This window comes from Mesorhizobium sp. WSM4810 (assembly GCF_055811235.1).
Genome location: NZ_JBVVQV010000004.1, coordinates 77,521 through 97,949, shown reverse-complemented (window position 1 = coordinate 97,949; position 20,429 = coordinate 77,521). Strand labels below are relative to the sequence as shown.

The following is a 20,429-nucleotide window of genomic DNA, read 5'->3' as shown; positions in this document are numbered from 1 at the left end:
TGGGGTGGTTTTGGGGCTCTTGGGGTTATTGCTCACCTCCTCCGGGTTGGGGCCCCGCCCCCCCAGCTTGAACACCCCCCTCTGGCCGGCAGGACAGAGGGGGGTGTTCAAGCGCCCGCTTCTGCAAATTTCCCCTTCCGCGCCGCCACCTTCGGCAACATCACCGTTGCGCTCGCCCCTGACCGCGGGCGTTCAGTCGACCGTCGCGCCGACTATCACGACCCGACGCTGCCGCCGCGCCATGCGCTGATCGCCTTTGGCCTGTGGGTGCGCAAGGCGCTCGATGTCCATGCCCTCGTCCATGTCGGCGCCCATGGCACGCTGGAATGGCTGCCCGGCAAGACAGTGGCGCTCAGCGAAACCTGTTTTCCCGAGATCGTCACCGGGCCCCTGCCCGTCATCTATCCCTTCATCGTCTCCAACCCGGGAGAGGCAGCGCAGGCCAAGCGGCGCATTGCCGCCGTCACCCTCGGCCATCTGCCGCCGCCTCTGACCGGCGCCGGGCTGGACGAGAACCAGCACCAGCTTGAGCGGCTGGTCGACGAATATGCCCAGGCCGACGGGCTCGACCGCCGCCGCCGCGACCGCCTGGCGAGGCTGATTGTCGAAACCGCTGAAAAGACCGGGCTCGCCTCCGAGGCCGGCGTCGCCGGAACCGACGCGCCCGACGAAGCGCTGCGCCGCATCGACGCCTGGCTCTGCGACCTCAAGGACTTCGCCATCAAGGACGGGCTGCACATCTACGGCCGCTCAGCCGAGGGCGAGGCCGATCAGCTGCGCCAGCAAAGTGCGGCGGCCGAGAAATCAGCATTGATCGCGGCCCTCGACGGCCGCCATGTCGCTGCCGGTCCTGCCGGCGCGCCGGCGCGTGGCCGGCGCGATGTGCTGCCGACTGGCCGCAACCTGTTCACATCGGATCCACGCACCATGCCGACGCCGACATCCTTCGATCTCGGCAGGGCGGCGTCCGACGAGGTCTTGCGCACCTACATGCAATCGCATGGCGACTGGCCGCGCTCGCTGGTCATCGACCTCTGGGGCTCGGCCTCGCTGCGCACCGGCGGCGAAGAGATCGCGCAAGGCCTGGCGCTGATGGGTTGCCGGCCGCAATGGGACGGCGCCACCGGCCGCGTCACCGGCATCGAGGTGCTGCCGCCGGCCACCCTTGGCCGCCCGCGCGTCGATGTCACCTGGCGCATTTCAGGCCTGTTCCGCGACATGTTCCCGACCCAGATCGCCCTGATCGATGCGGCCGCCGACGCCGTCGCCGCCCGCGACGAGGACGCGACGGAAAACCCGCTCGCCGCAAAAACCCGCGCGGACGGAAAGATCAGCCCGCGCATTTTCGGCACCTCGCCCGGTACCTACGGCGCCGGTGTCGAGGCGTTGCTGTCGAGCGGCGACTGGGCCAAGCGCGAAGAAATCGGTCGCGCCTATCTCGACGCCACCTCGCATGCCTATGGCGGCGCCGGGGGCGAAGCGATTTCAGCGCCCGGCGCCTTCGAGGATCGTATCGCCGAGGCCGACCTTCTCGTCCATACCGGAGACGACCCCGGCCGCGACATTTTGGAAGGCTCTGCCGATGTCGCCTTCATCGGTGGTTTTTCGGCGGCGCTTGCAGCGCTTGGCAAGAACGCCGACGTCATCGTCCTCGACACCACGGATCCGCAAAAGCCGAAGCCGCGCTCGCTTGGAGAAGCCGTATCTCGGGTGGTTCGCGCCCGCGCCGTCAACCCGCGCTTCATTGCCGGCCAGATGCGGCACGGGCCGCGCGGCGCTTCGGAATTCGCCGAGACCGTCGACCGTCTCGTCGGTTTCGCCGAGACCACCCTTGCCATACCGGGCACGCTGATCGAGGCCGTGCACGACGCCTATCTCGGCGATCCCGAGGTGCGCGCCTTCATCCTGCGCGAAAATCCGGCGGCCGCGAAAATCATCGCCGAGCGTTTTTTGTCGGCGCGGCGGCGCGGTCTCTGGCATCCGCTGCGCAATTCCATCGATGACGATCTCGCCGCACTGATCGCCGAGGCCCAGGCGCTGGGGGTGGCGGCATGAACGCCTTCTCCCGCCGCGGCGCCTGCCCCGCTTTGTCCGCGCCGATGCAGACCGGCGACGGGCTTCTGGTGCGGCTCAACCCGGTCGCTGGAGGACTCTCGCCGAAATGCTTGATCGGGCTCGGTGAATCCGCCTTGCGGCATGGCAACGGCATCATGGAAGTGACCGCGCGTGGCAGCCTGCAGATCCGCGGCCTGACATCGGCAAGCGCCCGGCTGCTGGCAATGGAGGTCGACGCGCTCGGCATCGCAGTGCGCACCGGCGTGCCGGTCGAGACCGGACCGCTGGCCGGGCTGGATCCGCAGGAGATCGCCGACCCGCGCCCGCTGGCGGAGCGGATTCGGGCGGCGATCGAGGAAGCCGGGCTGGCACAACGTCTTGGGCCGAAGATTTCGGTGATTGTCGATGGCGGCGGTCAGTTGGTTATGGATGTGGTGACAGCCGATGTGCGGCTGGCAGCGGTCAGAACCGACGCGCGCGTCCGTTGGCTGGTAGCCGTTGCTGGCAACAGGGAAAATGCGGTGTCGCTCGTCATGGTCGAAGAAGATGCGGCGTGTGATATCGCCGTCGCTATTCTAAGGATGGTTGCCGAACAAGGCCGCGAAGCCCATGCAAGGGATTTGACGGCGAGGCAATTAACGTCCCTCGCAAGTTGGCGCTCCACGGCGCCCCCCTCTGTCCTGCCGGACATCTCCCCCACGAGGGGGGAGATTGCGCCCTCATCGCCGGTTTCGCCAATGTCCAAAGTTGTAGAAAAAGAGCCGGCGGCGAAGCTGCCGATCTTCCCCCAAGTGGGGGAGATGTCCGGCAGGACAGAGGGGGGCGCCGTGGAGCGCCTTCCTGTGGCGGCTCGCTTCCCCATTGGCGTTTTCGATCTGACAGCCGGCACCGCCCTCGGCATCGGCCTGCCCTTCGGCAGCATGCCGGCGCAAAAACTCATCGGCCTCACGCAACACGCCCTCACCCTTGGCGCGGCCGAAATCCGCCTGGCGCCACGACGCGCGCTGCTTTTCATCGGCCTCTCCCCGACCGCCTGCCACGCGCTCCAGCAGGCCGCCGCCACCCTCGGCTTCGTTATTGACGCTGCCGACCCGCGCACAAAAATCGCCGCTTGCCCCGGTGCGCCGGCCTGCGCCTCCGGCCGGATCGCGACGCGCGACATCGCCGAGACCATCGCCGCAGAAAACCGCGACCTTCTCGATGCCTCCGTCACCCTCCATATTTCCGGCTGCGCCAAGGGCTGTGCCCATCCCGGCCGGGCGGCGCTGACACTGGTCGGCGGCGAAAACGGGGCCGGACTTGTCATGGACGGGACGGCGAAGGCCCTTCCCGCCGGATACAGGCCAGGCTATGACGCCGCGCGCGGCGTTGGCCGCATTGCCGCAGCGATCCGCGAAGAACGATTTCGAGGTGAGACCACCGCCGCCTGCCTGACAAGGCTTGGCGCGGCCGGTGTCACCGAACTCTACCGACAGGATTGAACATGCCCGCCCCCTACGACTACATCCATGACGGCACGGCGATCTATGAGCGCTCCTTCGCCATCATTCGCGCCGAGGCCGACCTGTCGCGGTTTTCCGATGCCGAAGCCGATGTTGCCATCCGCATGATCCATGCCTGCGGCCAGGTCGAGGCCGCCAGGCACTTTGCTTTTTCGCAGGATTTTGTTGCCGCCGCCCGCGCGGCACTGGCGGCCGGCGCGCCGATCTTCTGCGACGTCGAGATGGTCTCGCACGGCATCACCCGCGCCCGGCTGCCGGCCGGTAACGAGGTGATCTGCACGCTGCGCGACCCGCGGACGTCCGACATAGCAAAAAAGATCGGCAACACCCGTTCGGCCGCAGCCATCGATCTGTGGGGTGAGCGCATGGCCGGTTCGGTCGTCGCCATCGGCAATGCGCCGACCGCACTTTTCTACCTGCTGGAAAAACTGCGCGACGGTGCGCCGAAACCTGCTGTTATCATCGGCATGCCAGTCGGTTTCGTCGGTGCTGCCGAATCGAAGGACGCGCTTGCCGAGAATTCGTACGGCGTTCCCTACGCGATCGTGCGTGGCAGGCTGGGCGGCAGCGCCATGACCGCCGCCGCCCTCAACGCATTGGCGAGGCCGGGCCTGTGAACGCGATTGTAAAAGGCCGGCTTGTTGGCGTCGGCACCGGTCCCGGCGACCCCGAGCTGCTGACGCTCAAGGCCGTGCGCGCGCTGGCCGAGGCCGACGTGGTGGCGCATTTCGCCAAGCGCGGCAACAACAGCAATGCGCGCGCCATCGTCGGCGCGCATTTTCGTCCTGATTTGATCGAGTTGCCGCTGCTCTATCCCGTGACCACCGAAATCGACAAGGATCACAGCGATTACCGGTCGCAGATAGCGGATTTCTACGAAGAGTCGGCCGAAAAGGTCGCCGAGCATCTCAGCGCCGGCAGGATGGTCGCGGTGCTCTCGGAAGGCGACCCGCTGTTCTACGGCTCCTACATGCACCTGCATGTCAGGCTGGCGCACCGCTTTCCAACAGAGGTCATTCCCGGCGTGACCGCGATGTCCGGCTGCTGGTCGGCGACCGGAACGCCGATCGTCCAGGGCGACGATGTGCTGACCGTGCTGCCGGGCACAATGAGCGAATTCGAGCTGACCCGCCGCCTCGCCGACACCGATGCCGCCGTCATCATGAAGGTTGGCCGCAACCTGCCCAAGATCAGGCGCGCGTTGGCGGCGACCGACAAGCTGGCGCGTGCCGTCTATGTCGAGCGCGGCACCATGCCGGGCGGCGTTTCGATGCGGCTGGCCGACAAGCAGGACGACAACGCACCCTACTTCGCCATCGTGCTGGTCGCCGGCTGGTCCGGCCGGGCTGCCGCATCGGGAGCCGAAGCATGAGTGGCCGCCTGACCGTTGTCGGCCTCGGACCCGGCAATGCCGACCAGGTGACGCCGGAGGCAAGCCGCGCCGTCGCCGAGGCAAGATTCTTCTACGGCTACAAGCCGTATCTCGACCGGCTCGACCTGCGCCCGGACCAGACCCGCGTCGCCTCCGACAATCGCGAGGAGCTGTCCCGCGCCAGGGATGCGCTGGCAATGGCTGCGCAGGGCCACAATGTCGCCGTTGTCTCGGGCGGCGACCCCGGCGTCTTTGCCATGGCGGCAGCCGTCTGCGAGGCGATCGAGGCCGGCCCGGCCGAATGGCGTGCCGTTGACGTTTCGATGCTGCCCGGCATCACCGCAATGCTCGCGGTCGCGGCCCGCATCGGCGCACCGCTCGGCCATGATTTCTGCGCCATCTCGTTGTCCGACAATCTAAAGCCATGGGATCTCATCGAATTGCGGCTGCTGGCTGCGGCCGGCGCTGGCTTCGTCATCGCGCTCTACAATCCGATCAGCAAGGCACGCCCCTGGCAGCTTGGCCGCGCCTTCGAATGCTTGACCGCGATCCTTCCGGGCACCACGCCGGTCGTCTTCGGCCGCGCTGCCGGCCGTCCCGACGAGCGCATCGAGGTTGTTCTGCTGGCGGACGCCGATGCGGAAAAGGCCGACATGGCGACCTGCATCATCATCGGCTCGCCGGAAACCAGGATCATCAAGCGCGGCGAAAGACCGGCGCTGGTCTACACGCCGCGTTCGGCGGCGGGCCCAAGAAAATGACCGACCATCGCGGCAAGGGCTTCGACCGTTTCAGCCGACGCAACGTCCGGCAGCGTCGGCCTGCGGATCATGACCACCTCGACGCCGAGCGCCCGCGCTGCGGCGATCTTGCCGTAGGTCGCCTCGCCGCCGCTGTTCTTGGACACGACGACATCGATGCGGTGTTCCAGAAGCAGTGCACGTTCGTCGGCTTCCCGGAACGGCCCGCGCGCCAGGAGATAGGCCGCGTCGGGCACAGCGAGCCTTGGCTCGACCGGATCGACGCTGCGGATCAGATAATGATGCTGGGGCGCCGCCTCGAAGGCGGCGACCTCCTGCCGGCCAAGCGCCAGGAAAACGCGGCGTGGTGCAGTGGCCAGCGCCGTCACCGCGCTGGCAACGCTGTCGACCAGCCTCCAGCGGTCACCTTCGGCCGGCTCCCAGCCTGGGCGCCTGAGCGCGACGATTGGCACGCCGGCCTCTCGCGCCGCTGCCGCGGCATTGGCGGAGATCTGCGCCGCATAGTGATGCGTGGCGTCGACCAGCAGCTTGATACGGGTGTCGCGAAGAAACGCCGACAGCCCGTCGGCGCCGCCGAAACCGCCTACCCTCGTCGGCACGCCTTGCGCGACAGGATTTTCAGTGCGGCCGGCCAGCGACAATGTGATCGCAAGATCGGCACGCGCGGCCAGCTTTCCCGCCAGTTGCCGGGCTTCGGTGGTTCCGCCGAGGATCAGAATGCGCTTCATTGGCACCACGTCAGGCCACGCCGAGCTGCCCCTCACCCTTACCCTCTCCCCGTGAAGGACGGGGAGAGGGGGACGCCAGCGTTGCGGCCAGGTCCCTTCTCCCCGTCACTATACGGGGAGAAGGTGCCGGCAGGCGGATGAGGGGCGGCGCGGCATGTCAAACAATAAACAGCCAACACCAAAATGGCTCACAATCGTCGGCATCGGCGAGGACGGTGTAGCGGGTCTCGGCGACGAGGCCAAGCGGCTGATCGCCGAGGCCGAATTCGTCTTCGGCGGCACGCGCCACCTTGCGCTCGTCGTGTCGCTCGCCAAAGGCGAAGCCCGTGCCTGGCCGACCCCTTTCGATGCCGAGATGCGCGACGTGCTGGCGCTTTCCGGCAGGCGAGTCTGCGTGCTGGGGTCGGGCGATCCGTTCTTCCATGGCGTCGGCGTCACTCTTGCTCGCAAAATTCCTGCCCAGGAGATGCAGGTGATCCCCGCCGCTTCTGCCCTCTCGTTGGCCGCCGCCCGCCTCAGCTGGGCGCTGCAGGGTATCGAGACCATTTCGCTGCACGGCCGCTCGCTCGACCTGATCCGGCCGTTGCTGCATCCGGGCAGCCGCATCCTTGCGCTGACCTCGGACGGCGATGCGCCAGCGGCGATTGCGCGCCTGCTGGCCGAACTCGGCTTCGGTGCCTCGCAGCTGACGTCACTTGAGGCGCTGGGCGGCCCGAACGAAAGGTTTCGCTCGGCGCGGGCGGACGCCTTCGACCTGCAAAAAATCAATCCGCTCAATGTGCTGGCGGTCGAAGTTGACTCAGCTTTGGAAGCACGCATCCTGCCGCTGACATCGGGCCTTGCCGATCATTTGTTCGAGCATGACGGCCAGATCACCAAGCGCGAAGTGCGCGCCATCACCCTGTCGGCCCTCGCCCCCAGGCGCGGCGAGTTGCTGTGGGACATCGGCGCCGGCTCCGGCTCGATCGGCATCGAATGGATGCTCGCCCATCCGACGATGCGCGCCATTGCCATCGAGGCCGATCCAAGCCGCGCCGCCCGCATCCACCGCAATGCTTCACACTGCGGCGTGCCCGGCCTTGTCGTCGTCGAAGGTTCGGCACCAAAGGCGCTTGCCAAGCTAGGCACGCCCGATGCGATCTTCATCGGCGGCGGCGGCAGCGATACCGGCGTGCTGGGCGCGGCCATCAAGGCCCTGCGTGCTGGCGGCCGGCTGGTCGCCAATGCGGTGACGCTGGAGATGGAGGCGCTGCTTCTCGCCCGTCACGCGTCGCTCGGCGGCGATCTCACCCGCATCGCACTATCCCGCGCTTCGCCGGTTGGCTCGATGCAGGCCTGGCGGCCGGCCATGCCGGTCACCCAATGGAGCTGGGTCAAGCCATGATGGTCGCGGGCATCGGCAGTCGCAAGGGCGTCAGCGCAAGGGATGTGCTTGCCGCCATAGAAACCGCTCTGGAAGCACATGGGCTGGCGATCACGGCGCTTTCGGCGCTCGCCACCGCTTCTCAGAAGCAGGACGAGCAGGCAATCTTCTCTGCGGGCCGCGAACTCGCTCTTCCAGTGATCGTTGTCGAGGACGCTGCGCTCGAGGCCGCGTCGCCGCGCGCAATCAGCCGTTCCGACCTGTCGCAGGCGCGTGCCGGCACGCCGTCGGTTTCCGAAGCTTCGGCGCTTGCTGCCGCGGGCAAAGGCGCAAAACTGCTCGGGCCGCGCACCGTGCTTGGCCCGGTCACCTGCGCCATCGCCATCAGCGGAGACGCCGCATGACCGTCCACTTCATCGGCGCCGGACCGGGCGCGGCCGACCTCATCACCTTGCGCGGCAGCCGGCTGCTGGCAAGCTGCCCGGTCTGCCTCTATGCCGGCTCGATCGTCGCCCCGGAACTGTTGCAGCACTGCGCCCCGGGCACGAAGCTGATCGACACCGCGCCGATGTCGCTCGACGAGATCGAAGCGGAATATGTGGCGGCCCACCAGGCCGGCCACGATGTCTCCCGCCTGCATTCCGGCGACCTGTCGGTGTGGAGCGCCGTCGCCGAGCAGATCCGCCGGCTGGAGAAGCACGGCATCGCCTATACGCTGACGCCGGGCGTGCCCTCCTTCGCGGCTGCCGCGGCAGCGCTCCGCCGCGAACTGACCATTCCCGAAGTCGCGCAAAGCCTGGTGCTGACCCGCATCTCCGGCCGCGCGTCCAAAATGCCGCCCGGCGAGACGCTGGCAGGCTTCGGCCGCACCGGCGCGACGCTCGCCATCCACCTTGCCATCCACGCCATCGACCGCATCGTCGCCGAGCTGACGCCGTTCTATGGCGCCGATTGCCCGGTAGCGGTCGTCTTCCGTGCCTCCTGGCCGGACGAGCGCGTGCTGACCGGCACGCTGGCGACGATCGAGGCGCAACTGGCCGCCGATCCGATGGAGCGCACGGCCATCATCTTCGTCGGCCGCTCGCTGGCAGCGGAAAACTTTGGCGAGAGCTCACTTTACGACGCCCACTACCAGCGGCGTTTTCGCGGACGGGACGGACTGTGAACGACGGCACCGGAAACAACAGCGGAAACACCACGATCGAACAGGCTTTGGCCCGGCTGAACTTCAAGCCGCGCCAGCTTGAGCCGGGCCATGTCTGGCTGGCCGGCGCCGGCCCTGGCGACCCCGGCTGCCTGACGCTGGAAGTGCTGGCCGCACTTGGGCAGTGCGATGCCCTCGTCTACGACGCACTGGTCTCTCCCGATATCGTGGCAGTGGCGTCGGGCGCCGAGCTTTTTTACGCCGGCAAGCGTGGCGGCCAACCGTCGATGAAGCAGGACGACATCACCGCTTTGCTGGTGCGGCTGGCGCGAGAAGGCCGCCGCGTCGTCAGGCTGAAAGGCGGCGACCCTTATATTTTCGGCCGCGGCGGCGAAGAGGCGCTGGCGCTGGCGCGCGAAAACATCCCGTTCCGCGTGCTGTCCGGCCTGACTTCGGGCCTCAGCGCGCTTGCCGGAGCCGGCATCCCGGCCACCATGCGCGGCATCAACAAGGCGGTGATCCTGGCGACCGGCCACGCCGCCGGTACCGACGACGACCTCGACTGGGCGGCAATCGCCCGCACCGGTCAGCCGCTCGTCGTCTATATGGGCATGGCCAATCTGCCGCTGATATCAGCCTCACTGCTTGGCGGCGGCCAGCCGCCTTCGACGCCTGCTGCAGTGATCGTCGCCGCGACGACGCCGCAGGAGCGCATCGTCGTCGCCACCCTTGCCACCATCGCCGATGAGGCGGCCGCCGCCGGGTTGAGCGCGCCGGCGCTGATCGTCGTCGGCGGCATCGTCGCGATGCGCGCGGCATTGGCGGGCGAGCCATGACCCGCGCGATCATCATCGGCGCGCCGCGCTCAGGCTCGGGCAAGACCAGCGTCACCATTGGTATCTTGCGCGCGCTCGCCCGGCGCGGCCTCAAGGTGCGCGGCGCCAAATCCGGCCCCGATTATATCGACCCAGGTTTCCACACCGCCGCGACAGGCCTTTCCGGCGTCAATCTCGACAGCTGGGCGATGCCGCCTGCTTTGCTCAACGCGCTGGCCGGCGACGCAACTGAAGACGCCGATTTCATCTTCCTGGAAAGCGCCATGGGCCTGTTCGACGGGATTCCGGCTGCTCCGGGCCGCACCGGCTCGGCGGCCGATCTCGCACGGCTCTACGGCCTGCCGGTGCTGCTGGTGCTCGACGTTTCCGGACAGTCGACCACGGCGGCAGCCGTCGCCAAGGGGTTTGCCAGCTATGACCCTGATGTACGCATGGCCGGCGTCGTGCTCAACCGGCTGGGCAGCGAGCGCCACCGCCGTCTCTGCAGCGACGCGATCGAGGCGGTCGGCCTGCCGGTGGTCGGCGCGATCCTGCGCGATCCTTCGCTCAACCTGCCGGAGCGGCATCTCGGCCTCGTCCAGGCCGGCGAATATCAGAATTTATTGGCGCATCTCGACCGGTTGGCCGACATGGTCGAACGCTCGCTCGACCTCGACGCCATCATGGCGCTGGCGGCGCCCTTCGCGCCCACTCCCGGCAGTGTCGATGACGCGCTGCCACCGCCCGGACAACGCATCGCACTGGCAGAGGATGCCGCCTTCACCTTCCTCTATCCGCATGTCGCCGCGCATTGGCGCAAGGCCGGGGCTGAGATCATCCGCTTCTCGCCGCTTGCCGACGAAGCGCCCGGCGAAAATTGCGATGTCTGCTGGCTGCCTGGCGGCTATCCCGAGCTTCACGCCGGCCGCCTCGCGGCGGCTGCGACGTTCAGGGCCGGCATCGAGGCGTTTGCGGCAACACGGCCGGTGCATGGCGAGTGCGGCGGCTTCATGGTGCTCGGCAAAGCGCTGGAGGACGCATCGGGCGAGACGCACGCGATGCTCGGCCTGCTCGGCCACTCGACCAGCTTTGCCAAGCGAAAGATGAACCTCGGCTACCGCGAGGCGCGGTTGCGCGCCGATTGTCCGCTGGGAGCCCAAGGCGCGCTGATCCGCGGCCACGAATTCCACTATGCGCAGATGATTGCCACCGGCAGTGACGAACCGCTGGCCGACCTCGCTGACGGCCAAGGCAATCCGCTCGGCGCCTCCGGTTACCGGCGCGGCCATGTCAGCGGCACATTCTTCCATGCCATTGCGAGAGGCGAATGACACTCTCGACTCGGCAAATCCTCGATGACATCGCACTCTGCGTCGTCTTCTTCACCCGGCTGCCGCTGCCGGTCGTCGATTTTCGGGACCGCAGCCTTGCTCCCGCGATCTGGGCAGCGCCGGTTGCCGGCCTTGCCGTCGCGCTGATCGGCGCCCTGGTTTACGCGGTCGGAACCTGGCTCGGCCTTGCCGCCGGCCCGGCAGCGGCCCTTGCCCTTGCCGCGACCTTGCTCGCCACCGGCTGCATGCATGAAGACGGGCTTTCCGATGTCGCCGACGGCTTTGGCGGCGGCAGGACACGCGAGAAAAAACTGGAGATCATGCGCGACAGCCGCATCGGCGCCTACGGCGCCTGCGCGCTCGCCCTGTCGCTGCTTATCCGCTGGAGCGTGCTTTCGGAATTCGCAGGCCCGGCCCAGATGTTCTGGGCTCTGATTGTCGCGCATGCCGCCTCGCGCGGTTTGTTCGGCGCTTTCATGCATCTTTTGCCGGCGGCGCGCAGCGACGGCCTCTCGGCCGATGCAGGCACCGTGTCGGCCGAAACCGCCATTGCCGGCGCCGTGCTCGGCGCCGTCGCGCTGCTGGCGCTAGGGTTCGGTGGCGCGGTCGCCGCATTCATCCTGCTCGGCCTTTTGTTTGCCGCCTTCCGCGAGCTGTGCCGCAACCAGATCGGCGGCCAGACCGGCGATACGGTCGGCGCGCTGCAGCAGCTTGGCGAGATCGCAATCCTGCTCGTCGCTTCCGTTTGGCTTTCCTGACTCTGTTTCGGAGATTTTTCCCCCATGCCTTTCAAATCACTCGATGAATTGCGCGCGGCCTGCCTCGATCTGCCTGCCGGCAGCGAGGCCGCGGCAGATGCTGTCGCCCGCCGCCAGGACACGCTGACCAAGCCGCAAGGCAGCCTTGGCCGATTGGAAGCAATAGCCGCATGGCTGGCCCGCTGGCAGGGCCGCGACATGCCGCAGCTCGATCGCGTAAAAGTCCTGGTTTTTGCCGGCAACCACGGCGTCACCGCACAGGGGGTGTCTGCCTTCCCGTCGGAAGTCACTGTGCAGATGGTGGCGAATTTCGCAGGCGGCGGCGCCGCCATCAACCAGCTTGCCCGCATCGCCGGTGCGGAGCTCGACGTCATTCCGCTCGACCTCGATTATCCGACCGGCGATTTCACGCAAGTGCCGGCAATGGACGGCGAAGCCTTCCTCGCCGCCGTCTCGGCCGGCTACGGCGCGGTGACCAAAGACCTCGACCTCGTCTGTTTCGGCGAAATGGGTATCGGCAACACCACGCCGGCGGCAGCCATCTCGGCCGCCCTTTTTGGCGGCGGCGCGGAAAAATGGGCCGGGCGCGGCACCGGCGTCGACGATGCCGGCCTGGTGCGCAAGATCACTGCCATCGAAGCCGGCCTCAAGCGCCACGCCGAGGCCCTTGCCGACCCGCTGGGGATCGCGGCAGCCCTTGGCGGGCGCGAACTCGCCGCCATTTTCGGTGCGACGCTGGCCGCGCGCCATTCAGGCGTGCCGGTGCTGCTCGACGGCTTCGTCTGCACCGCCGCCGCCGCGCCCTTGGCAAGGTTGGACCCCGCCGGCCTCGCCCACACGCTTGCCGCCCATGTCTCGGCCGAATCCGGCCATCGCCGGCTGCTCGAGGCGCTCGGCCTGCCGCCGCTGCTCGACCTCGGCATGCGGCTCGGCGAAGGCTCCGGCGCCTGCCTCGCCGTCAACATCGTCCGCTCCGCGCTCGAATGCCATGCCCGCATGGCAAGCTTTGCCGAGGCCGGTGTTTCGGAGAAGTAATCTCGTCAAACTGATCAAGTCTTGACCGATTGCTCGATGGATCACGGCAGCATCGGGGAACCTGGCCGGCCCGAGCACGTTGTGGCCGGTCAGCCCGGGTTACGCATGCAACAGCTTTTCCAGGAATTCGGCCATCCGACATACGTCCCGTTCCCCGTTATTGCGGCGAGGCTTCTCTTGGCGTCGATCTTCGGTGCGGCGATCGGCTTCGAACGCGAATGGCGAAATCGGCCTGCCGGGCTTCGCACCCATATCCTGGTCTGCGTGGCGGCGGCTACCTTCGGTATTCTGACGATTGAAATTATTCACGCGCCGATGTTTCAGCAGGATTCCGTAAGGGTCGATCCGATTCGCGTTGTCGAAGCGGTCACCGCCGGCGTCGCGTTCCTTGCTGCCGGAACGATTTTGTTTTCGAAGGGCGAGGTTCACGGGCTGACGACCGGGGCTGGCATGTGGCTCTCCGGGGCAATCGGCGTGGCCTGCGGGCTCGGTCTGTGGCAAGTGGCGGCACTCGGCACGCTTTTGGTGCTGGTCGCGGCAGGCCTTCTCTATAGTTTTGCCCACAAGTCCGGTATTGGCGAGAACGCCGGACCAGAAAAGCCCAAGTCGGAAGAAGACGTGCCCAAGCGGCCCAGAGGCTGAGGCTGCAACTGGAACCGAACGCGAATTGGAAACCAACCGTCAGATTTGGAACCGCTATGTTCGCGACACTCTTTCAGGCAGCGAGAAAGCGAGTAATATCAACGGATTAAATGGTGGGTGCGACAGGGATCGAACCTGTGACCCGCTGATTAAGAGTCAGCTGCTCTACCAACTGAGCTACGCACCCACTCGCCGGTAAAACCAGCGTCGGCGGGCATATAGCCGCCGCCATCCGCCATGTCCAGCCCTGCCGGATTCATTTCCCGACAAATCGCTGAAGTGCCGCACATCGTCAGACGAACAGCTTGCCTTCCGCCACCTTGACGGCATGGCCGCCGATGCGGGCGGCGGCCAGTTTGCCGCCTTCGACATTCAGTTCGAGGCGGATGCGCGAAGGCCGCCCCATCTCCAGCCCTTGTTCGATCCAACGCTGGGAAACACCCTCTCTCGGACCGTCGAAATGCATGATCGCGCCGGCGAAGGCGGCGGCCGCCGAACCGGTCGCCGGATCTTCATAGGATGGATTGCCCGGCACGATCATGCGGACATGGAAGGCGCTGTCGTGGTTCACCGTCTCGCGGCAATAGACATACGGGCTGGCGAGGGCCCAATCGCTCTTGCGGGGCGCCAGTTCCGACCACGCCTGGTTGTCCAGCCTTATCCGGGCCGCCGCCTCCAGATCGGCGACCGGAATGGTCACGTAGGGCACGCCGGCCGACCAGAACGAGACGCGGTGGTTTTCGAAGCCGACTTCGTGCGGCCCCAGGCCAAGTGCCGCCCCGATCGCTTCCGGGTCGGCGGACAATTCCAGCCGCTCCGGCAGCTTGGCCAGGTCGAACTCGGCAAAGATGGCGCCATCGTGCTTGCTGACGGCGCAGCGCACCGGGCCGATGTTTTCCTCCAGCACGAAGATGCCGGCAGTGTCGCCATCGCCAGCCATTTCGGCAAGCGCAATCGCAGCGCCCACCGTCGGATGGCCGGCGAACGGCATCTCATGGTCGGGCGTGAAGATGCGGATGCGGGCGCGGTGCTTGGGATTGTCGGGCGGCAGCACGAAAACGGTTTCCGACAGGTTGAACTCGCTCGCGATAGCCTGCATCGCGGCAGTGTCCAGTCCCTTGCTGTCAAGCACGACGGCCAGCGGATTGCCGCCCAGCCGCTCGGTGGTGAACACGTCGTAAAGTAAGTAATTCCGGGTCAGCATTGTAGAAAGCCTTCTGCCTCAATCCCAACAGGGGCCCAAACATGGGCGAAATTTAATTTGATATTTGAACCATTCGGCCTGATCAGTGCACCGGTTGGGACATCACTGGTATTATAGGGGTCCGGCGTGGACCAGATTGTCAATCTGCCAAAGACGGAATCCACTTCCGACATAAAGACGGCACTCGGGCTCGACCGCCTGGGTCTGAAGAAGAAACGGCGTCGCGGCTGGCTTTATGGCCTGCTTGTGCTGGTCGTCGTCGCCGCAAGCCTGGCGGGGTACCAATGGTATGCCGCGTCTCCCGCCAAGATCGACTATACCACTGTGCCGGCCGCTGTCGCCGACCTCACGGTCGAAGTATCGGCGACCGGCACGCTGCAGCCGCTCACCCAGGTCGACATTTCGAGCGAACTGTCCGGCGTCGTCCGCTCGGTCGCGGTCAACGAGAACCAGCAGGTGAAGAAGGGCGATGTGCTGGCGGCGCTCGATACGGCCAAGCTGGAGGTGCAGATCGAGCGCGCCGAGGCTTCCGCCAAGGCGGCGGCTGCCAATGTCGAGACCGCCACCGTAACCCTCACCGAAAACGAAAGGGCGGTTGCGCGCGCGGCGGCGCTCACCAAGCGCGGCATGGCGACTGACCAGTCGCTTGAAGCGGCGACAGCGACGCGCGACCGCTCAAAGGCAGCGCTCGACAGCGCCAAAGCCAATCTGGCCATCGCCAATGCCGATCTCAAGGCGCAGCAGACGGACTTCGCCAAAAGCACCATCTATGCGCCCATCGACGGCATCGTTCTGACGCGCTCGGTCGATCCCGGCCAGACGGTTGCCTCCTCGCTGCAAGCGCCGGTGCTGTTCGTCATCGCCGCCGACCTGAGGAACATGGAGTTGAAGGCAGCGGTCGACGAGGCCGATATCGGCGCGGTCAAGCCCGGCCAGCATGCCCGCTTCACCGTCGACGCCTTTCCCGAGCGGCCGTTCGATGCCGAGATCCGCGACATCTCCTATGCTTCGGTCACCACCGACGGCGTCGTCACCTACGACGCGCGGTTCGAGGTCGACAACAACGAGCTTCTGTTGCGGCCCGGCATGACTGCCACCGTTTCGGTCGTCACCAGAGAGGCCAAGGGCGTGCTCACCGTGCCGTCGACAGCTTTCCGTTACCGTCCGGCGGCATCTGCTGCCCGAGCGTGGAGCCTGAGCGACCTGTTCACGGGCCGCATGGGCCGTCCACGCGGCAACCGCCAGCGCCAGGCGACGGCGCAGCCCACCGACGGCTCGCGCACGCTCTACGTCCTGGAGAATGGCCGGCCTCGGCCGGTCAACGTCAAAGTCGGCTCCACCGATGGCGAACTGACCGAGATCACCTCCGGTCTCGCAGAAGGTGCGCAAGTCATCACCGCAGCGCAGCAGCGGAGCTGAAATTATGTCAGGCTCGCTGCTCATCACCTTCGACAAGGTCTGGAAGAGCTATGGCCAGGGCGAGGCCACGGTCCATGCGCTGGCTGGCGTCGATCTTGCCATCCGCAGCGGCGAATCCGTCGCCATCATGGGTCCGTCCGGCTCGGGCAAATCGACGGCGATGAACATCATCGGCTGCCTCGACACGCCGACGGCCGGAACCTACAGCTTCATGGGCATCGATGCTGGCCGCCTCGACCGCAACCGCCGCGCCATGCTGCGCAATCTCTATGTCGGCTTCGTCTTCCAGGGCTACAATCTCCTGCCGCGCACCACCGCGGTGGAGAATGTCGAACTGCCGCTGATCTATCGCGGCGTCGCCGCCCGCGAGCGTCACGACCTCGCGATGAAGGCGCTGGCCGAGGTCGGCCTTGTCGGCCGCGAGCACCACACGCCGGCCGAGCTCTCCGGCGGCCAGCAGCAGCGCGTGGCGATCGCGCGCGCCATCGTCACCAGGCCGACCCTGCTCGTCGCCGACGAACCGACCGGCAATCTCGACACCGCCCGCACGCACGAGATCATGGAGCTGCTGACGCGGCTGAACACCGAGCTTGGCCTGACCATCGCCATGGTCACCCACGAGGCCGATGTCGCTGCTTATGCCGAGCGCACAATTCGCTTCCTCGACGGCCACGTCGCCTCCGATGCCATGAACCTTGAGGTGGTGTAACCATGATCTGGGAAACCGTCCGCCTCTCGCTGCTTTCGGTGCGCCGCAACGTGCTGCGCTCGTTTCTGACGCTGCTCGGCATCGTCATCGGCGTTGCGGCCGTCATCGCCATGCTCACCATCGGCTCGGGCACCACTGAAAAGGTAAAGGCCGACATTTCCAAGCTCGGCAGCAATTTGCTCGTTGTCCGTCCCGGCCGCCCGGCCGGGCCCGGCGGACCGGGAGGGCTCGACCAGGCCACACGTCCTCTCGGCAGCAAGGAACTTGCCGCGCTCGTCGCACATTTGAGCGGCGCCCGCGCCATCTCGCCGGCCTCGCAAAAGCAGGTCCGCGTCATCTTCGGCACCGAAAGCCTGACGTCGGGTGTCACCGGCACCGACAGCGCCTATCTCGATGCGCGCGACTGGAAGCTGATCTCGGGCCGATCGTTCAGCGATTCGGAAATCCGCTCGGGCACCGGCGTCTGCCTGATCGGCGAAACCGTGCGCCAGCAGTTCTTCGGCGCCGGCGACCCCGAAGACGAGATCATTCGCGTCAACCGCACCTCGTGCAAGATCATCGGCCTGCTCGAGCCGAAGGGCTATACCGGCTTCGGCCAGGACCAGGACAATGTCGTGCTGATGCCGCTCGCCGCCTACCAGCGCCGCATCGCCGGCAACCGCGACGTCGACTCGATCTACGTCGCCGCCGACGACAGGACGCCGACCACCGAGCTGCTGCCGCGCGTCGAGGACATTTTGCGCGATGCACGCCGCATCCCATCGGACCGCGAAGACGACTTCTCGATACGCGACATGACCCAGATCGCCGACGCCATGGCGAGCGCCACCACGACGATGACCGGCATGCTGGGCGCGGTCGCCGGCGTCAGCCTGTTGGTCGGCGGCATCGGCATCATGAACATCATGCTGGTGTCGGTCACCGAGCGCACCCGCGAGATCGGCATAAGGCTGGCCATCGGCGCGCATGAAAAGCACATCCTCATCCAGTTCCTGGTCGAGGCCACCGTGCTGTCGCTGCTCGGCGGCATCATCGGCATCCTGATCGGCCTGGCGCTGGCCGGCCTCGCCTCGCTGACGCTGGCGATCCCGTTTGCGCCAAGCCCGGCGGTGATCCTGCTCGCCGTCGGCTTCTCGGCGCTGATCGGCATGGTGTTCGGCTTCTTCCCGGCGCTGCGCGGCGCGCGGCTCGATCCGATCGACGCGCTGAGGCATGAATAGCACGACGCAGCGTGCGTCGCCTTCAGATGTCCCCAAAATTTTGGCGCGGCCGTCGCCCTGCCCCTGTCGCGGAACAGCCCGCGGTGCTAGCAATCGCCTTGGGGATATGGGGGAATAGTGGGATGAGGAAGAAAGAGCGAGTGGCTCTGGTGACGGTGATCATCGAGGCCGCATTGGCGGGCTTTTGGTGGTATTTGGCCAGCTATGGCATGGCCAACCCCGATCATGTCACCGCCGATTTCCAGCAGGTTGTCGGTCAGACGATGGGAACGACGATGGGTGCGCTGCTGGGTATCGGCGTCATGCTGTTTTTCGTCGCCGCCCGCAACGACCGTAAAACCATCGAAAACAAAATGCGTCATTAGAGCGACGTGCGTCCACTTGGACGCACAAGTACGCTCTAACACTTCGAAACAGCGACGTGCGTCCACTTGGACGCACAAAGTAGCTCTAACACTTTGAATCTGCGCATCGTGCTTTCCGAAAATCGATTCCAATTTTCGGCCCGATGCGTTAGTCCTTGCCGGCAAAATGCCACTCGATCAGTGGCTTCATGTGCGACATCAACCCGTCCGGCAGGTCATCGGCACTGCGGATGATGACAGGCCCGTCGATCTCAGGCTCTGCCTCGGTGGCGACAAAGGCGCTGATGCGCTGCGCGACCTCGTCGGCGGATGCAGTCTCGCGATAGCGGCGAAAGATCACCGTGCCGGTTGCCGTCGACAGGGCATAGTAACGCTTGCCGCGCATCGCGCCGGCAAGATCGAGGCCGGTTTCTTCCCGCACCTCGCGGATGATGTTGAAGTCGACATCGACAAGGCCGTCGCGGAAATCGGTTGGCTCGAACGAGCCGGCGGCGAAATAGACGCGCCCGGCATTGACGGTGTGCGACGCCATGCGGATCGCCACCAGCGCATTGTCGCCGGCGACCAGCATGGCATGGGCATAGGCGTGCTCGGCCCCCGCCACCTGGCGATTGCCGCGCCAAAGCATGAAGGTCGAGTAGCGCACCGCATGGCAGCGACCGACGAGGCTGTTGTCGCGATAGCGGAGCGCCGAAAGCAGCACCACGGTGCCGTCGAACAGCGCCGGGTTGGCTGCGGTCTCGCGCCGCCAATTCTCGGCGATCGCCTGCGCATTATCGCGTTCGAACGGATGCGGGCCGGGGTCGAGCCTGACATCGACGGCGTCGACCGGAAGGATGATGTTGCGTGGCAGGTCGAAGCTCAACGAAAACGATCCTCAGGTCATTTCAAGGGTGATCGCCACAGGACAGTGGTCCGACGCCTTCGGCCGGTCCCAGCCGCAACGCGGAAACCGGTCCACCTCCTGGCCTGCCGGAAAGATCGTGCGCCAGGGCTGGCCGTTGCGGATGATGTCGGGAACGGCGGTCGCGTTCCTGGCTGCCAGTGCCTTCGACAACAGGATGTAGTCGAGCTGGCATAGATGCCGCTCTTGCGGCCCCCGCGTATGGTACAAGGTCCAACGGTCCATCTCCGGGCGCCGCTCGACCGCATTCTCGCAAAAGCCGCCGGCGGTGAGCACGTTGAGGCAGGACTGGCTCTCGTCGATCACCTCGAAGCGGTAGCCGTCAAAGGCGTCGCCGGAGATCTTCACGCGCTGCCGATAGTCGTTCATGTCGCCGCAGATCGCCCAGTATTTGTCGGCGGCGTGATCCCCACCGAAACGCTCCTCGATGATCCGGCGCACCGCTTGCGCCTCGGCGATGCGCAGCGGCATCGTCGCCTGGCGCCCGTCGAGACCGTTGCGGGGCGCGCCCATCGACTTGAAATGCACCAGATAGAGCGTCAGCGGCACGCCACCGACGGTCAGGTCGATTTCCAGGCAGTCGCGCCTGAAGATGCGCTGGTTGGCCTGATGCCCGAACGCTGCCAGCTCCGGCGTGTGCAGGCCGAACTGCTCGAACGTGACATAGGCGTGGCTTGTCATGCGCACGAATTCGATCGGCTGGCCCTGCGCGGTCTCGTTGCGCATCATCACGGCGACATCGATGCCGCGCGAATCATTGCCGGCTGTGGTGTATTTCTGGCGGTAGCCATGCCCGACCATCTTGAACAGATAGCCGTATTCGAAAGCCTTCAGCGCCTCGATATTGTCGACCTCCTGCATGCAGATGATGTCGGCGCGGGTGGCTGCGATGGCCAGTGCCGTCAGCTGGCGCGTGTCGTCGGAGAGCGCGATCGCCCGCGCCTGTTCCAGCATTTTGTATTCGGCCTCGCTCTGGATATCGAAGAGCGCCAGCGTGCGATCTTCATGGAGCTGGTTGCGGTATCCGGAAAAATCGAACCTGTTCATCAGGTTTTCGACATTGAAGGTGGCGAGGCGCAGGGACATGGCGGTGACCTTTGCC

21 protein-coding genes and 1 tRNA gene are annotated in these 20,429 nt (G+C 66.2%); 17 read left to right on the top strand and 5 right to left on the bottom strand.

The window, feature by feature from the left end; translation table 11 throughout:
- The 5 genes from AC0L3O_RS07710 to AC0L3O_RS07690 all read left to right on the top strand — a co-directional run.
- On the top strand, positions 1-2,055 hold a 2,055-nt coding region (locus tag AC0L3O_RS07710; protein ID WP_473615285.1), incomplete at its 5' end, for a cobaltochelatase subunit CobN.
- Positions 2,052-3,536 carry a precorrin-3B synthase gene (gene cobG / locus AC0L3O_RS07705; protein WP_473615284.1) on the top strand — a complete coding sequence of 495 codons (1,485 nt, stop codon included), beginning with the start codon at positions 2,052-2,054 and terminating at the stop codon, positions 3,534-3,536. The genes AC0L3O_RS07710 and cobG, both read left to right, overlap by 4 nt.
- Positions 3,537-3,538: 2 nt before the next feature.
- Positions 3,539-4,174 carry a precorrin-8X methylmutase gene (locus AC0L3O_RS07700; RefSeq protein ID WP_473615283.1) on the top strand — a complete coding sequence of 212 codons (636 nt, stop codon included), beginning with the start codon at positions 3,539-3,541 and terminating at the stop codon, positions 4,172-4,174.
- Positions 4,171-4,929 carry a precorrin-2 C(20)-methyltransferase gene (locus tag AC0L3O_RS07695; protein ID WP_473615281.1) on the top strand — a complete coding sequence of 253 codons (759 nt, stop codon included), beginning with the start codon at positions 4,171-4,173 and terminating at the stop codon, positions 4,927-4,929. Before AC0L3O_RS07700 ends, AC0L3O_RS07695 begins: the two co-directional genes overlap by 4 nt.
- Entirely contained in the window at positions 4,926-5,690 is a 765-nt protein-coding gene (locus AC0L3O_RS07690) for a precorrin-3B C(17)-methyltransferase (RefSeq protein ID WP_473615280.1), read from the top strand. The genes AC0L3O_RS07695 and AC0L3O_RS07690 overlap by 4 nt, the downstream gene beginning before the upstream one ends.
- On the opposite strand, the gene AC0L3O_RS07685 is transcribed toward AC0L3O_RS07690, so the two are convergent.
- Positions 5,654-6,418: a cobalt-precorrin-6A reductase gene (locus AC0L3O_RS07685; protein WP_473615279.1), complete on the bottom strand. Its 765-nt coding sequence runs from the start codon at positions 6,416-6,418 to the stop codon at positions 5,654-5,656. The two genes, AC0L3O_RS07690 and AC0L3O_RS07685, sit on opposite strands and share 37 nt — an antisense overlap.
- Before the next feature lie 154 nt (positions 6,419-6,572).
- On the opposite strand from AC0L3O_RS07685, the gene cbiE reads away from it, so the two are divergent.
- From cbiE to AC0L3O_RS07645, 8 genes are all read left to right on the top strand, one after another.
- Complete coding sequence (cbiE, locus tag AC0L3O_RS07680; RefSeq protein WP_473615277.1) at positions 6,573-7,802, top strand: precorrin-6y C5,15-methyltransferase (decarboxylating) subunit CbiE; 1,230 nt, start codon at positions 6,573-6,575, stop codon at positions 7,800-7,802.
- Positions 7,799-8,185 carry a cobalamin biosynthesis protein gene (locus AC0L3O_RS07675; protein WP_473615276.1) on the top strand — a complete coding sequence of 129 codons (387 nt, stop codon included), beginning with the start codon at positions 7,799-7,801 and terminating at the stop codon, positions 8,183-8,185. The genes cbiE and AC0L3O_RS07675 overlap by 4 nt, the downstream gene beginning before the upstream one ends.
- On the top strand, positions 8,182-8,946 hold the full coding sequence (gene cobM / locus AC0L3O_RS07670) for a precorrin-4 C(11)-methyltransferase (protein WP_128180434.1): 765 nt from the start codon (positions 8,182-8,184) through the stop codon (positions 8,944-8,946). The genes AC0L3O_RS07675 and cobM overlap by 4 nt, the downstream gene beginning before the upstream one ends.
- Entirely contained in the window at positions 8,943-9,761 is an 819-nt protein-coding gene (cobA, locus tag AC0L3O_RS07665) for a uroporphyrinogen-III C-methyltransferase (protein ID WP_473615275.1), read from the top strand. Before cobM ends, cobA begins: the two co-directional genes overlap by 4 nt.
- Complete coding sequence (locus tag AC0L3O_RS07660) at positions 9,758-11,071, top strand: cobyrinate a,c-diamide synthase (protein WP_473615273.1); 1,314 nt, start codon at positions 9,758-9,760, stop codon at positions 11,069-11,071. Before cobA ends, AC0L3O_RS07660 begins: the two co-directional genes overlap by 4 nt.
- On the top strand, positions 11,068-11,829 hold the full coding sequence (cobS, locus tag AC0L3O_RS07655; RefSeq protein WP_473615272.1) for an adenosylcobinamide-GDP ribazoletransferase: 762 nt from the start codon (positions 11,068-11,070) through the stop codon (positions 11,827-11,829). Before AC0L3O_RS07660 ends, cobS begins: the two co-directional genes overlap by 4 nt.
- Before the next feature lie 24 nt (positions 11,830-11,853).
- A complete protein-coding gene (gene cobT, locus AC0L3O_RS07650; RefSeq protein WP_473615271.1) occupies positions 11,854-12,864 on the top strand; it encodes a nicotinate-nucleotide--dimethylbenzimidazole phosphoribosyltransferase in 1,011 nt (336 codons plus the stop codon).
- A 105-nt stretch (positions 12,865-12,969) separates the two neighbouring features.
- Complete coding sequence (locus AC0L3O_RS07645; protein WP_023798833.1) at positions 12,970-13,506, top strand: MgtC/SapB family protein; 537 nt, start codon at positions 12,970-12,972, stop codon at positions 13,504-13,506.
- Between the two features lie 111 nt (positions 13,507-13,617).
- Here AC0L3O_RS07645 and AC0L3O_RS07640 read toward each other — a convergent pair.
- Positions 13,618-13,693, bottom strand: a tRNA-Lys gene (locus AC0L3O_RS07640).
- A gap of 105 nt (positions 13,694-13,798) precedes the next feature.
- Complete coding sequence (locus AC0L3O_RS07635; RefSeq protein WP_473534238.1) at positions 13,799-14,710, bottom strand: PhzF family phenazine biosynthesis protein; 912 nt, start codon at positions 14,708-14,710, stop codon at positions 13,799-13,801.
- Between the two features lie 126 nt (positions 14,711-14,836).
- On the opposite strand from AC0L3O_RS07635, the gene AC0L3O_RS07630 reads away from it, so the two are divergent.
- The 4 genes from AC0L3O_RS07630 (at position 14,837) to AC0L3O_RS07615 (ending at position 18,423) form a co-directional block, all read left to right on the top strand.
- Positions 14,837-16,129: an efflux RND transporter periplasmic adaptor subunit gene (locus AC0L3O_RS07630; protein WP_128180444.1), complete on the top strand. Its 1,293-nt coding sequence runs from the start codon at positions 14,837-14,839 to the stop codon at positions 16,127-16,129.
- Positions 16,130-16,133: 4 nt separating this feature from the next.
- Positions 16,134-16,838: an ABC transporter ATP-binding protein gene (locus AC0L3O_RS07625; protein ID WP_031254763.1), complete on the top strand. Its 705-nt coding sequence runs from the start codon at positions 16,134-16,136 to the stop codon at positions 16,836-16,838.
- Between the two features lie 2 nt (positions 16,839-16,840).
- Positions 16,841-18,058, top strand: coding sequence for an ABC transporter permease (locus tag AC0L3O_RS07620; RefSeq protein ID WP_473534239.1), 1,218 nt, complete (start codon positions 16,841-16,843; stop codon positions 18,056-18,058).
- A gap of 122 nt (positions 18,059-18,180) precedes the next feature.
- Positions 18,181-18,423 (top strand): hypothetical protein, encoded by a 243-nt coding sequence (locus tag AC0L3O_RS07615; RefSeq protein ID WP_473615269.1) that lies wholly within the window; start codon positions 18,181-18,183, stop codon positions 18,421-18,423.
- 148 nt (positions 18,424-18,571) lie between these two features.
- On the opposite strand, the gene AC0L3O_RS07610 is transcribed toward AC0L3O_RS07615, so the two are convergent.
- The gene (locus AC0L3O_RS07610; RefSeq protein WP_473534240.1) at positions 18,572-19,288 is read right to left on the bottom strand and encodes a hypothetical protein; all 717 of its coding nucleotides are present in this window, start codon (positions 19,286-19,288) and stop codon (positions 18,572-18,574) included.
- 12 nt (positions 19,289-19,300) lie between these two features.
- On the bottom strand, positions 19,301-20,413 hold the full coding sequence (locus tag AC0L3O_RS07605) for an endonuclease/exonuclease/phosphatase family protein (protein WP_473534241.1): 1,113 nt from the start codon (positions 20,411-20,413) through the stop codon (positions 19,301-19,303).
- Positions 20,414-20,429 lie beyond the last annotated feature (16 nt).